The sequence below is a fragment of the Cryomorphaceae bacterium genome (assembly GCA_017798125.1).
Classification (GTDB): Bacteria; Bacteroidota; Bacteroidia; order Flavobacteriales; family ECT2AJA-044; genus ECT2AJA-044.
Genome location: CP059070.1, coordinates 1,944,004 through 1,958,074 on the forward strand (window position 1 = coordinate 1,944,004; position 14,071 = coordinate 1,958,074).

The following is a 14,071-nucleotide window of genomic DNA, read 5'->3' on the forward strand; positions in this document are numbered from 1 at the left end:
GGTACAAAATAGGCTTGCGCCAATTCCTAACAATCTGTTAAGTGAACAGCAAATGAGCCGAAATGGTCACGAACACGACAATTTGCCCCCACTTCATGATGTTTTGGTAGCCTTCGCGCTCCCAGAAACGAGCAGCCCATTGCCCACTGATGTACGAAACCGTTGAAAAGATCAGGAGCGCTTGGATGAGGAAGACTCCTCCCAAAATATAAGCCCACTGGACGGGAGACCAACCATGCTCGGTTGTTGCAGGTATAAATTGAGGAAGAAAGGCCAGGAAGAAAAGAGTGACCTTCGGGTTGAGCAGGTTCATGGTTATGCCCTTTACATAGAGGTTTCGAAGGTCAGAACGATCAACGCTCCCCAATGAAATTTCCTCTTCAGACCGCCAAACTTGCCAGGCTAGGAAGAGTAAATAAAGTGCTCCAGCGACTTTTAAGGTCTGAAAGGCAATTGGATTGGTCTTTAAAAAGACTGCCGCTCCGAAGGCAACTACGGTCATGTGCACCAGAAGTCCACTACACAGACCTAATGCGGTGGCAACGCCGGCTTTCCAATGTCGACTAACACTTTGCGTAATTACGAAAATGAGATCCGGACCCGGGGCCAAGGTCAGAAGAATACTCGCTGTCAAAAAAACTCCGAAATCCGCGAGACTCATCAGGCGTTTTTCTCACTGAGCATTCGCTCCAATTCTTGAAGCTCGTCTCGGTATTTGGCTGCGGCAATGAAGTCCAACTCTTTTGCCGCCTTTTCCATTTCCTTGCGGCTGTGCTGTATCGCCTTCTTGAGCTGTTCGGCATTCATGAATTGAAGAACGGGGTCCGCAACGACAGCGGTCTTCTCTGCTTCGACCACCTTGTTGCTGTAGGCAGAAACAGTTGTTTGCCCGAGGATTTGTTCCTTGGACTTCTTGAGAGGAGTAGGCGTAATACCGTGCTCCTTGTTGTACGCCATTTGCTTTTCTCGACGACGATTGGTCTCGTCAATCGTTCGCTGCATGCTCTTGGTAATCTTATCCGCATACATGATGACGAGGCCGTTGACATTTCGTGCGGCACGTCCTGCCGTTTGGGTCAACGACCTTTCCGATCTCAAATAACCCTCCTTGTCAGCATCGAGAATAGCCACCAGTGAGACCTCAGGTAAATCCAAGCCTTCCCGCAATAAGTTGACCCCAACCAGTACATCGAATACGCCCAGGCGAAGGTCACGCATGATTTCAACGCGTTCAAGGGTGTCGACATCGCTGTGAATGTATCGAGTACGTACGTCGAAGCGGATGAGGTACTTGGTCAATTCCTCGGCCATGCGTTTGGTCAAGGTGGTCACCAAAACGCGTTCCTCTTTCTCGACGCGCTGTTGAATTTCCTCGAGCAAATCGTCGACTTGATTTGCACTTGGCCGCACATCGATTTTCGGATCCAAGAGACCTGTAGGGCGAATCACTTGTTCCACGACTATCCCGCCGGACTGTTCCAGTTCAAAATCCGCTGGAGTTGCGGAGACATAGAGCGTTTGATCCGTCAATTCCTGGAACTCTTCGAACTTGAGCGGGCGATTGTCTAGGGCTGCAGGCAGTCGAAAGCCATATTCCACAAGGTTTTCCTTTCGGGATCGATCACCACCGTACATCGCGGAGATTTGAGGAACGGTCACGTGACTTTCGTCAATGACCATCAGGAAATCATCCGGGAAGTAATCCAAAAGACAGAATGGGCGTGTTCCAGGCTGTCGCCCGTCCAAGTAGCGCGAGTAATTCTCAATTCCGCTACAGTATCCCAGCTCTCGAATCATTTCGAGATCGAAGTTGGTACGCTCTTCCAGGCGCTTGGCCTCCAAAGGACGCGCAACATCCTTGAAAAACTGTACGCGATCGGTCAAATCGTCTTGAATCTCGTGAATGGCGCGCTGTAGGTTTCCTTTAGAAGTAACGAAGATATTAGCCGGGTATATCGTGACCCGATCAAATTGCTCTAAACGCTCGTTGCTGTAGGGATCAAAGGACTCGATTTCCTCGATTTCGTCTCCCCAGAAATGAATGCGAAAAGCCGTATCGGCATAGGCGGGAAATACATCTACAGTATCTCCTTTTACTCGGAAATTTCCACGGTGAAAATCGGCCTCCGTACGCGCATACAAGCTCCCGACCAACTGATGTAGGAATTTGTTGCGCGGAATGACCTGCCCTTGAGCAAGCTCAATGACATTGTTGTTGAATTCTTCGGGGTTACCGATACCGTATATACAGCTTACCGAGGCCACGACGATGATGTCCCGGCGGCCCGATAGGAGAGAAGAAGTAGCACTCAGTCTGAGCTTCTCGATTTCATCGTTGATGCTCAGATCTTTTTCAATGTAGGTTCCAGAGACGGGTATAAACGCCTCTGGTTGGTAGTAATCGTAATAGCTCACAAAATACTCCACGGCATTATTGGGGAAGAACTGTTTGAATTCCCCGTAGAGCTGAGCTGCAAGCGTTTTGTTGTGGCTTAAAATGAGGGTCGGTCGCTGAACTTCCTGTATGACATTCGCGACCGTAAAGGTCTTTCCCGAACCGGTAACCCCAAGTAGGACCTGTGAGGTGTCTCCATTCCGAAGACCATCACTGAGCTCTTGAATGGCCTGAGGTTGATCTCCTGTGGGTTTAAAATCCGATTCAAGTTTAAACTTCATCCCTTATTCACCCGCTTCATTTTTCTCTACTTCGCGAACGAGCTTCATTTTATCTCGCAATTGCTCAATTTTCACGCGCTGCTCGGCAATGCTCTTTTCAACTTGAGCAACGAGCGGGTTGCTTTTATTGCCAGTAGGAGAGAGGAGTTGGATGTTCGCTTCAAGGGTGCGCAGTTCATCCTGAGCGCCGTTCAGTTCTCTTTTAATCTGATCCTTTTCCCGATTCAGGTCACGGCCTCCTTTCGCGGCTAGGATTTCGATTTTATTCTTGAATCGAGCGGCGCCTTTTTCCTTTCCACTGAGTTTCAACTGATCGAATTTCAAATCCACCAATTGACGCCAGTTCTTGTCGATGCCCATTTTCCCTCTCGGAACAAAACCAATCTCGCGCCAACGAGCCATAAAGTCCTTCAGTGTGGCTACGGCCTTACCTGAATCTGCTTCGGGTGCGTAGGCCTCCAATTCGGCCATCAGTTTTTCCTTTGCGGTGTAGTTCGCTTCATAAGCCGCGTCTTGCTCTGCAAAGTGCGCCTTACGGCGCGAGAAGAAGTGATCACATGCGTCGTGGAATTTCTTCCACGTTTTCTGGTTGTCCGAATGAGCAACAGCCCCCACTTTTTTCCATTCGCGCTGAAGTTTCTTCAAGGCCTCGGCGGTTTCCTTCCAGTTCTCGTTGTCTTTCAGTGCTTCCGCCTTCTCGATCAAGGCCTGACGCTGCTCCAAGTGTTGTTTGTATTCGTCTTTGAGGCCTTTGTAGAATTCGTTTTTGGCGTGGTTGAATTGGCGGAGTGCCTCGCGAAAGCGATTCCAAACCTCAGTGCTCTTGGCCTTAGGTACGCGCCCCGCTGCTCTGAATTCGTCGGCCAAGGAACGGACCTCCTTGATCTTGTTTTGCCATTTCCCGTGCGAATCAATCTGCTCTTTGGCAATCGCTTCAATCTTTTCGCAAATGGCATGACGCGTCTTCAGGTGCTCTTCCCATTCCCCTTTGAGCTTGTCATAGTGGGCATGGCGCTTATCGTGGATTTCTTTGGTAATCGCAGAGAAGGTTTCCCAAATGGTCTCGCGGTGCTCTTTGGCTACCGGTCCACCTTCTTCTTTCCACTCTTTGTGCAACTCTTGAAGGCCCTTGAAGGCTTCGTGTACATTCTCCAAGGCGGCAAGCTCCTTAGCTTTCGCAATCAATTGCTCCTTGTGCTCTAAGTTCTTCTTGAAGTCTAGGTCGCGAAGCTCGTCGTTCAGACGTAGGTAGTCATAGAAGTTTTCAACGTGGTGATGATAGGTACGCCACACTTCACTGCTCGATGCCCGTGGTACAGGCCCAACCTCGCGCCATTGACCTTGAAGCTCACGAAAATGCTGGAACGTTTCGGAAAACTTCTCCTCGCTCTGAAGCAAGCCCTTGATGGACTCGATAATCTCTTCGCGTTTTTTCAAGTTGTTATTCAAACGCTTCTCCAAGTCTTTCATGTAGGCTTGGCGCTCCTTGCGATAGGTGTCAATCAGCTGCTTGAATTGATCCCTAATGGGCTGTTCAAACTCAAAGTCAATCTCATTTCCTCCCTCGGCGACAAAGGCCTCTAGATGAACCAGTCGTTCAGCCTTTGCTTTGGTAAAGAAGTGGTGTTTGATTTGATCGACGTGCTCCTTAATGCTCTGCACGGGGTGCTCCTGAACCAAATTCTGCGTAAGCGTATAAAGCGCTTCCAGGCTCATCGGTTCAAGATCTGGGAGTTTGATAACGGCCTCTTCTTCAACTTCTTCTGCCTCGTCTTCTTCCGAAGTTTCATCATCTACTTCTTCCAGCGTCGAATCTTCTTCTGATCCTGCTTCGATATCATCTTCAGCTGATTTTTCTTCGGCAGGGAGGACCTCTTCAACCTTCTCGGTCTCCGCCGTCACCTCTGCAACTTCGGTTTCAGCGGCCCCCTCAGTGGGCTCTTCTTGAATATCTTCTTTTACCTCCGGTGTAAGGTCCTGAGCTGCTGTTTCTTCAGCCGAATTTTCCGGGGATTTATTTTCTTCTGTCATCTTGAATTTCTTCTGAAATGCCCTGATTTTCGGGCAAAGGAGTGCAAATTTAACGAATCTATCCGTAGAATTCGCGCCAAAAAGACCAGGCAATTTCGGCCTGCGAAACAAGCATCCCATATCCGTTCTGAACGTAGGCTCCACGCAGGTCACACATCTTCATCGCCGCCGTCTTTTCGGGCCGATAAACCAGATCAAAATAGTAGTGCTGTTCACTCACCTCCTCATAGGGAAGGGGTGGGTAGGTTTCCTCCTTGGGATAGGTGCCCAGTGGTGTGGTGTTGACAATGAGTCCAAACTGTTCCATTTGCCCAACTAAATCTTCGTAGAGGATGTTCTCTGGGCCTGCGGCCCGATGGGCAATGGCATAATCGATACCTAGGTGGGCCAGTGCATATTGAATGCCCTTGGAAGCACCACCGTTCCCCAAAATGAGCGCAGGTCGTCCAGAGCTTAAGACTTGATCTTGGTCTAAGGCTTCTAGAAACCCGCGCCAGTCGGTATTCTCGGCCCGTAGGGCCTGGTCATTAGAATCCATCACCAAGGTGTTGGCGGCTCCAATGGCCCGCACGTGCTCTGTTTGACGTTCCGGGGGCACAAAATTCAGGACGCGCTCTTTGTATGGAATGGTGACGTTGATACCGACAAGTCCCGTTTGCTGTGACCACCAGGCGTATAGATCGTCAGGTAAGTTAGGCAGGTCATAGAGCTCATAGGCCCAATCCTGAAGGCCTTCTCGAAAGAACTTTTCGCTGAAGTAGCGCTCGCTAAAGCTGTGAGTCAAAGGATGTCCAATCAGGCCAAGACGCTTCATGATTCAGAGCGATTTGCGGAGTATTCCAGCCCGAAAATGAGTCCAAGGCCCAATAGCATGATGCCGATGGCCGCCCAGGTGTGTCCTAGACCGAAGTCTGGCCAATAGCGCGCATAAAGTAGAACGATCTCTTGTCCATCGGCGTCAATGGCCGTTTTCAATGGGCGTTGCCAAGGCCAAATAATCAATAGTGAGCCCAAGACAAATCCTGTGAGTAAGGCCATCGTTCGGTCATGATGCTTGCGAAGCAACCAGGACAATACATTGGACAAGCCAATAAGACCCCCGATGCTCCCAGCGATAAAGAGACTGAGAAGCGGCACGTTGAAGTTCGTAACGCTATCGATTAAAAGGAGCTCATAGTTCCCCATTAGAATGAGCAAGAATGAGCCCGAGATCCCAGGAAGCGTCATGCCAGAAATACTCACGGCTCCACAAATCAGTACATACCACCAGGCCGGATTTTCCTGCGCTTGAGGGAGAAAGGCTAAGGAAATGCTAATAACGAAGCCAATCCCAGACCATAGCTTGGCTCCGGGTGTCCAACGCTCAATGTTTCGGCCAATAAAGTAAACCGAGCCTAGAATTAGGCCAAAGAAAAGTGACCAGATGAAAACGGGATAGTGCTCAAACAAGTATTCGAAGACTTGAGCGATCAGGGATACGCTGAGAACTATTCCAATGATGACGGCAAGGAGAAAACGGCCGTTGATATAGAGGTTGAATTCCGAGAATCGTCCTTGAACCAATAGGGTCAGGGCCTTGAGGTCGAGGCGTCGCAAGGAGTTGATGAAATCTTCGTAGATCCCGACGACGAGGGCTATAGTGCCACCCGAGACTCCGGGAATAATGTTTCCGGCGCCCATGAGGGTGGCTTTGAGCACTAAAATTAAGAAGGATCGGAAGTCGTTCATTCAGCCGCCGGTTTCCGTGTGGAAAGGCGTTCAAGGTAGTAAATCAAGGCGAATCCAAAGACGGCGAGCCCAACGGCGGCAAGGACTTGAGGGTCTCCGTCAAAAGCTTGGGGGAGTACACTTTTTTCGAGGAACGGAACTTCTTCACCGTGGCTATCGACACGAGTGGAAAGCACCTGTTTCCATGGCCAAACTTTGTTCAACGATCCAATCATAAACCCAGTGAGCAAGGCCACGGTCAGATCGTGGTAGCGATCGAACATCCAGCTCAATAGGCGCGAAAAGCTCAACAAACCCACGGCACATCCGGCAAGGAAGACGGCGAGGACATCGGCCCGTAGGGCACTAATACTATCGAGGATATGGCGGTACTGACCCAAGAGTAAGAGGATGAAGCTACCGCTGATACCCGGAAGAATCATGGCGCAGATGGCCAAGGCTCCGCTTAAGAAGACAAACCACAAAGCGGTAGGTGTTGTCGCCGGCGCTGCCACGGTGATGTAGAAGGCGATAATGGCCCCCAACACTAAAGAAATGATGTTGGCGCCTTTCCAGGAACCAATTTTTCGACCGACAAGCAGGGCGGAGGCGAGAATGAGTCCAAAGAAGAAGGACCAAATCAACACGGGGTGATTCTCCAATAGGTAGCCCAGTACCCGGGCCAAGCTCAAGACGCTGATGGCAATGCCGCCGAAGACGGAAGCCAAGAAGTTTCCGTTGATCGCTTTCCAGAACTCGCCTATTTTCCCGCTCAGCAGAAGTCGCAAGGCTGCGAGGTCTATGGATTTGAGCGTGTTGATGAGTTCCTCGTAGATGCCAGAAATGAAGGCGATGGTACCACCCGAAACTCCGGGTACTACATCGGCCGCACCCATCCCCATACCTTTGAGAATGAGTAATCCGTAATCTTTGGTGTTGCGCATCAGTTGGCGAGTTCAGCAATGGCGGCGTAACCGCCCGTGAGGGAATAAATATTGTCCAAGCCGAGTTCTCGTTGCAGCATGTACACCATTGCACTGGAGCGTTTGCTGGACTGGCAATAGACAACTACGGGGCGATCTTTGGGTAGTTCATCGGCCCGCTCGAAAACGGTTTCCATGGGCATGTGCACACAGGGCAAATGACCGTCTTCATATTCGTAATCTTCTCGGATATCAATGATGTACACGCTTTCATTTTGCTCGATCATTTCGAGCAATCGCGCCGGTGCCATTTCATTCAACATGGTGGGTCCTTAGCTTTGGTACTTGTTCAGCAAGGCGACGACCTGTTCGTTTTCAATCAACAATGGGAAATGCTTGAGGAAATCAGGCCCAACCTCGCCGTTCAAATGTAGTGCATTTTCGAGGAATCCTGCCGCTTCGTCATCCGAGCCAATCAAGAAGAGATAGCCTGCATACGTGAAGTTTAAGGCTGCATCCTCCGGGTTGAGCTCAATACCTTTACTCAGCTTTTGCATGGCACCTTCGTACTCTTCCAGTTCAATGAGCAAGTCTGCGAAGTTGATCCAAACGCGCGGTTCAATATGACCTAAATCCAGCACCTTCTGGAAGTTTACTCGAGCCTCACCAAGGAAGCCCAGTTTCCGGTTGCTGGTACCGCAAATAAATTGGTAGTCAGCGTTTTCGGGGCAGAGTTCGGTCGCTTTCCGAATAAAGTATATCCCTTCAGACAGCTTTCCAATTTCATCGAGGAGCAATCCGCGCTCCATCCAAGCTTCGTCCAAAGAAGGATCTTCGTGTGTGGCTTTAATAGAGTAGACCAGCGCCGCACGCGGATTTCCCATTCGCTTGTAGATATTGGAAATCTTGAGGTAGGAAATGCCCGTGGGCGAATCCAATTCAATGAGTTCTTTGTAGACTTCAATAGCGCCCTCATAGTTTTCCATGTCCTCCAGAATGGAGGCCTTTTCGTGGTAGGCCGCGGCAAATTGGTCGTCAATGACGATGGAATATTCAACAGCACGCAGGGCTTCTTCGAAATTGCTTTCGTTGTGCCACGCGACAGCCATTTGATACCATCCAATCTCGGAGTAAGGGTTCTCTTCCAGGAACTCTTGGAAAAACTTGAGTCCTTCAGCATTATCATCGACCAATTCAAAGCAATAGGCGATGTTGTACAAGGCCAGCTCATCCTCCCCGTCGTGGTGCAAGGCTAACTTGTAGTACTCAATAGCTTGTTCGTATTGCTTCAAGTTCTGATACTCATTTCCCAGAAGCATGTATACATCAGCAGGAGGGGTATCAGACATCTCAATGGCCTTCTCAAACATCCGAATAGCCTGATGCGACAATCCCTTCTTGGAAAAGATCATCCCACGGGAAATGAAGAGCTCTTCATTATAGGGATCCAATCCCTCAGCCCGTTGCAATTCAACGAGTGCTTCATCGGTCCGATTGTAAGCCGCCAAAAGCTGTGCGCGCTTCAGAGGCAGATTCACGGCATTAGGGTGCTGCTGAACACCGTATTTGGTCGTCAACAGAGCCTTCTTCAGGCTTCCCGTCATCATATAGTGATCCGCTAGGGCTTCAAACTCGTGTACGTCGAAAAACACCACCGAATCATCCTTCAACATTTGCTCGAAGCGCTCAATCAGCTCTTCGGTTGCTTCAAATTCTTCGTAATCCATATAGTCCGGAGGTTACTCGTTTCTCCGAAAATACCCCTTATCCAGTTGAATTGAGAACAGACTTATTCAAAGTTCTTAACAACCAGGTATGGAAAAGCATATTCGAAAATCTATCTTTGGACAGCAAAATCCATTCCATGCCGTTAATCAAGAGTATTTCGGGAATTCGGGGCACAATAGGTGGCAAAGTGTCCGATAATTTAACGCCGGTAGACGCGGTTAAGTTTGCCAGTGCCTACGGCACGATGATTAAGCGCCAAAGTGGCAGTTCCAAGCCCCGCGTAGTCGTTGGACGCGACGGTCGAATCAGCGGGCCTATCGTTCAGGATTTGGTCGTGGCCAGTTTGCGCTCGGTAGGAATAGACGTAGTCGACTTGGACCTGAGTACTACACCTACTGTCGAGGTAGCTGTTCCGCTCGAAAAAGCGGACGGAGGAATCATTCTCACGGCCAGCCACAATCCAATCGAATGGAATGCTCTAAAGCTGCTCAACAGTGAAGGGGAGTTTTTGGATGCAGAAAAGGGAGCGGAAGTTTTGGCTTTAGCAGAGGCGGAAGACTTTGACTACGTGCCCGTTTTAGAGCTCGGTACCGTAGAACGGAAAGAAGACTATATCCAACGACACATTGACCTTGTGCTTAGACTCGAAGGAGTTGATGTGGAGGCCATACGTTCCGCTGATTTCTCTATCGCTGTGGACGGAGTGAATTCCACCGGAGGAATTGCGATACCGATGCTTTTGGAAGCCTTAGGAGTGCGCAAAGTCACAGCGCTTTATTGCGAGCCTACGGGTCATTTTCCGCATAATCCTGAGCCTTTAGCTGAGCACTTGACGGATTTGAGTACTGCCGTAGTGGAGAATGGCTGTGACCTGGGAGTTACGGTCGATCCTGATGTCGATCGCTTAGCTTTTATTTCTGAGGATGGATCCATGTTTGGTGAAGAGTACACTCTGGTCGCCTGTGCAGATTACTACATGAGCGTTAAGCCCGGAAACACCGTGAGTAATATGTCGTCCTCTCGTGCTTTGCGGGATGTGACCGAAAACCACGGACAAAGCTACACGGCTTCCGCCGTTGGGGAGGTGAATGTTGTTAAGGCCATGAAAGAGACCAACGCCACCATTGGTGGAGAAGGGAACGGGGGAATTATTCTACCCGCCTTACACTACGGTCGAGATGCCTTAGTTGGCGTAGCGCTTTTCTTATCACACCTCGCCAAAGGTCAAAAGAAAATGACCGAGCTCAGAGCAAGCTACCCCAGCTACTTCATGAGCAAGCAGAAGATTCAACTGCAACCCGGTATGGACGTGGACGGACTATTGGATCAAATGGCGTCGAAGTATGCCGATCTCGCTCCAACCACCATTGACGGAGTAAAGATTGATTTTCCGCAAGAGTGGGTACATTTGCGGAAGTCAAACACGGAACCCATTATTCGCGTGTATTCGGAGAGTGGATCACCAGAAGGTGCGTCAGCGCTCGCAGATCGATTCCGCGACGAGGTCTTGGCCCTAACCTGAAACTATGAAAGTCTATTTAGATAACGCGGCAACAACGGCGATCGCCCCTGAGGTGATCGATGCTATGGTGCCGGTCATGCGCGATCATTTTGGAAACCCGAGTTCTACGCACGCCAAGGGACGCGAGTCCCGGACAAAGGTAGAATTGGCGCGTAAGCAGATTGCCCGCTTCCTCAATTGCACTCCAGGAGAGCTGTTTTTCACCTCAGGTGGAACGGAAGCCGATAATATGGCGATTTACTGCGCGGTTCGTGATCACGGTGTTCGCCGAATTATTTCTTCTTCTGTTGAACACCATGCGGTACTGCACACGGTAGATCATTTAGGTGCGCACGGTGAAGTGGAGGTGGTGCATGTGCAACTGGACGATAAAGGCCACGTTGACCTGGAAGATTTGGAACGCCTTCTTTCCGATGAGTCCACCAAGACCCTGGTGTCTTTGATGCATGCCAATAACGAAATTGGCAATCTGCTTCCTTTGGAAGAAGTCGGTAGAATGTGCCGAGAGCACGGAGCATTATTTCACTCCGATACGGTGCAGTCTATGGCGCATTATCGATTTGACCTAGCGAATACGGACGTCGATTTCATTACCTGTGCTGCGCACAAATTTCACGGCCCAAAGGGAATCGGATTCTTGTATATCCGAAAAGGACTGGCTCAAGAACCTTTCATTCATGGAGGAGCTCAAGAACGCAACATGCGGGGCGGAACGGAAAACGTATACGGTATTGTAGGCTTGGCTAAGGCCATGGAGCTCTCCTATGAGGATTTGGAAGGGCATCGTGCTTTTGTCGAATCCTTGAAGCGAAGAGCCATTGATGGTTTGAAAGCTGGTATTAATGATGTTCGATTCAATGGCGATAGCGACAATCTTGACCGCAGTCTCTACACAGTGCTGAATATTTGCTTACCCGAGAATGAGGCCAGCAGCATGCTGCTCTTTAATTTGGACATCCTAGGGGTATGCGTATCTGGAGGAAGCGCCTGTTCATCCGGCAGCAACGTTGGCTCGCATGTGTTGACCGCAATAGGTAGTAATCCGGAGCGTCCGGCCGTACGCCTGAGCTTTAGTCGTTACAATACAGAAGAGGAAGTGGATTACGCCGTCGGGCAAATCATTAGACTGTACAACGAATAAATCTTATTCGCTCTCAACCTTTTCTTCAACAGGTTCGGTGTAGCCGAAGAGTCTTTTTTCCTTGATGATGTTGTCCACATAGGGTGGAATCATCTTTTCCCAACCGGGTTCTCCATTTCGAATCATGCTCAGAACAGCAGGAGAGAAAATCTGTAGGATTTCAGGATCGAAATGCTCGATATCCTCAATTCTACGATTGTAAAGAAGATACTGATACAAGGGCTTGAGGCGTGGGTGCACCTTCAGATTCTTGCTGTTCAATAGATTTTCTTCTTTGTTCGGCTGGTATGGATAGAGGAATACCTTTAAATCTCGATTGAAGAGCTTTCCAAAGGCCTCCATGATACCACCGCTGAGATCGCGGTAGTAGCTTTCGTCGAAAATCTCCAAAAGGTTATTAACCCCCATGATCAAGCCCATGCGGGCCTTGGTGAATCTCGAGAAGTACTCCACCAGTTTGTAGTATTCCTTGTAGTTCGAGATCAGTACCGTCTGACCCAAGCTACACAGGATGTCTGCTCTATCAATGAAATCCTGTTCATCCAAAGAGCCGTCCATACTCAAGTTGTGCAAGGTGATCTCGAACAGCACTTGCAATTTGTCCTTTTGTACGCGCTTGGTTTTGACGAAGAGCTTGTAGCCATTCTTGATCATGTCAATGTTCACCTTGGTCACCGGACGGAATGACCCGCGCAGCGTCAAGATGTTTTTCTTGTACAAAAGATCTGAAGGCTGAATGTTTTTTCCGTCTGGGCCAAAGATAACGGCGTCTGTCATGCCGTTTTTCACCAGCTGAAGGCTCATCAAACGGTTATCGACCTTCCCAAAGACAGGACCGAGAAAATTGATCATATCAATTTCAATCTGCTCTCGGCTGAGGTTGTCGTAGAGGGAAAGAAGTAATTTCTTAGGATCTCGGTAGAAGTAGTAGGCACCGTAGATCAGGTTAACACCTAATGTACCAATACTCTCTTGCTGAGCGCGCGCATTGTTCTCGTGCATCCGAATATGCACTACGATTTCAGAGGGCTCTGTATCGGGTTCTATCTGAAAGCGAATCCCTAGCCAGCCATGGCCTTTAAACGTCTTTGCAAAGTTGATCGTCGCAATGGTGTCGGAGAAAGCAAAGAAGCGCTTGGTCGGGAACTTTTGGCGGTCCAATCGCTCGACCATTAGTCCGTACTCTTGTTTGAGCATCTGGCGCAAACGCGGCTCGGTCACGTACCGATTGTCTGATCCCTTTCCGTAAATAGCGTCTGAAAAGTCCTTGTCGTATGCGCTCATCGCTTTCGCGATGGTCCCAGAAGCCCCACCAGCTCTAAAGAAATGGCGAACAACTTCCTGTCCCGCTCCAATCTCTGCAAAGGTCCCGTAGATGTCCGAGTCCAAGTTGATTTGAAGCGCTTTCTGCTTGGTCGGGAGAATGATTCGATCCATATTTGAAGCGTACGTTAAAACAAAGGTATAAGACCCACCCTATAAATCATAAATTACCCCCATGAAAATCACCTTTCTGGGAACTGGCACATCACAAGGAATACCTATGATTGGGTGCGATTGTTCCGTTTGCCAATCTTCGGACCCGCGCGATAAGAGACTCCGGAGCTCCATTTTGGTGGAGTGGGAGGATTGTACTCTGGTTGTGGATACGGGGCCTGATTTTAGGTTTCAAATGCTTCGAGCGGGTGTAAAAAAGTTGGATGCCGTGCTGTATACACATGAGCATACGGATCACGTGGCTGGTCTCGACGACGTTCGTGCCTTTAACTATTTTCAGAGGACCCCGATGCCTTTATACGCTTCGGACCACACGGAAGCAGACATTCGCGAACGGTTCAGTTATGCCTTTGGAGACTATCCGGGCGTTCCGGCCATTGAATTCCGACGATTGACCGACTCCGCTTTCACGATCATGGGTCACGATATCCAGCCTATTTCGGTCATGCATCGCGACCTTCAGGTGTACGGGTTCCGCTTCGGTGGGTTTACTTATGTGACGGATGCCAATGACATCGCGCCGCAGGCGCAGAAGCTGATGGAAGGAAGTAAAGTGCTGGTGTTGAATGCACTTAGACGGGAGCCACACTACAGCCATTTTTCATTGAGTGAGGCGCTCGAATGGGTGGAGCGATTGAAGCCTGAGCAGGCGTATTTTACCCATATCAGTCATCAGTTGGGCCGGCACGAGGAAGTCTCTCCTGAGCTTCCGGATAACGTGAATTTGGCGTGGGATGGGCTGACGATCAGGCTTTAAGATCCCTGCCAACGTTAGTGGAAAATCCGACGTATTGAACTATGAGTGCTCCGAATAAGTTAACTTCGGAGTTCGATAACCCAACATTA

At 49.5% G+C, this 14,071-nt stretch carries 12 protein-coding genes; 3 read left to right on the forward strand and 9 right to left on the reverse strand.

The genetic code is table 11. From position 1 onward, the window contains the following. Positions 1–37: 37 nt before the first annotated feature. From HZ996_08540 to HZ996_08575, 8 genes are read right to left on the reverse strand one after another with little or no spacing between them, the layout of a single operon-like run. On the reverse strand, positions 38–661 hold the full coding sequence (locus tag HZ996_08540) for a LysE family translocator (GenBank protein QTN39183.1): 624 nt from the start codon (positions 659–661) through the stop codon (positions 38–40). Then, entirely contained in the window at positions 661–2,676 is a 2,016-nt protein-coding gene (gene uvrB, locus HZ996_08545) for an excinuclease ABC subunit UvrB (GenBank protein ID QTN39184.1), read from the reverse strand. Before uvrB ends, HZ996_08540 begins: the two co-directional genes overlap by 1 nt. A gap of 3 nt (positions 2,677–2,679) precedes the next feature. Beyond that, positions 2,680–4,707 (reverse strand): DUF349 domain-containing protein, encoded by a 2,028-nt coding sequence (locus HZ996_08550; GenBank protein QTN39185.1) that lies wholly within the window; start codon positions 4,705–4,707, stop codon positions 2,680–2,682. A gap of 58 nt (positions 4,708–4,765) precedes the next feature. Continuing rightward, the gene (gene aroE / locus HZ996_08555) at positions 4,766–5,521 is read right to left on the reverse strand and encodes a shikimate dehydrogenase (GenBank protein ID QTN39186.1); all 756 of its coding nucleotides are present in this window, start codon (positions 5,519–5,521) and stop codon (positions 4,766–4,768) included. After that, the gene (locus HZ996_08560) at positions 5,518–6,435 is read right to left on the reverse strand and encodes a DUF368 domain-containing protein (protein ID QTN39187.1); all 918 of its coding nucleotides are present in this window, start codon (positions 6,433–6,435) and stop codon (positions 5,518–5,520) included. Before HZ996_08560 ends, aroE begins: the two co-directional genes overlap by 4 nt. Continuing rightward, positions 6,432–7,358, reverse strand: coding sequence for a DUF368 domain-containing protein (locus HZ996_08565; GenBank protein ID QTN39188.1), 927 nt, complete (start codon positions 7,356–7,358; stop codon positions 6,432–6,434). The genes HZ996_08560 and HZ996_08565 overlap by 4 nt, the downstream gene beginning before the upstream one ends. Further along, the gene (locus HZ996_08570) at positions 7,358–7,660 is read right to left on the reverse strand and encodes a rhodanese-like domain-containing protein (protein QTN39189.1); all 303 of its coding nucleotides are present in this window, start codon (positions 7,658–7,660) and stop codon (positions 7,358–7,360) included. The genes HZ996_08565 and HZ996_08570 overlap by 1 nt, the downstream gene beginning before the upstream one ends. A 9-nt stretch (positions 7,661–7,669) precedes the next feature. Then, positions 7,670–9,064: a tetratricopeptide repeat protein gene (locus tag HZ996_08575; GenBank protein ID QTN39190.1), complete on the reverse strand. Its 1,395-nt coding sequence runs from the start codon at positions 9,062–9,064 to the stop codon at positions 7,670–7,672. Between the two features lie 137 nt (positions 9,065–9,201). Here HZ996_08575 and glmM point away from each other — a divergent pair, with 137 nt between their 5' ends. Together glmM and HZ996_08585 are read left to right on the forward strand one after the other, a co-directional pair. Beyond that, positions 9,202–10,587, forward strand: coding sequence for a phosphoglucosamine mutase (gene glmM / locus HZ996_08580; GenBank protein ID QTN39191.1), 1,386 nt, complete (start codon positions 9,202–9,204; stop codon positions 10,585–10,587). A gap of 4 nt (positions 10,588–10,591) precedes the next feature. After that, entirely contained in the window at positions 10,592–11,728 is a 1,137-nt protein-coding gene (locus HZ996_08585; protein ID QTN39192.1) for a cysteine desulfurase, read from the forward strand. A gap of 3 nt (positions 11,729–11,731) precedes the next feature. Here HZ996_08585 and HZ996_08590 read toward each other — a convergent pair whose 3' ends face one another. Then, positions 11,732–13,165: a TonB-dependent receptor gene (locus HZ996_08590; protein QTN39193.1), complete on the reverse strand. Its 1,434-nt coding sequence runs from the start codon at positions 13,163–13,165 to the stop codon at positions 11,732–11,734. A 61-nt stretch (positions 13,166–13,226) separates the two neighbouring features. Between HZ996_08590 and HZ996_08595 the strand changes: the two genes are divergently transcribed. Beyond that, on the forward strand, positions 13,227–13,982 hold the full coding sequence (locus HZ996_08595; protein ID QTN39194.1) for an MBL fold metallo-hydrolase: 756 nt from the start codon (positions 13,227–13,229) through the stop codon (positions 13,980–13,982). Positions 13,983–14,071 lie beyond the last annotated feature (89 nt).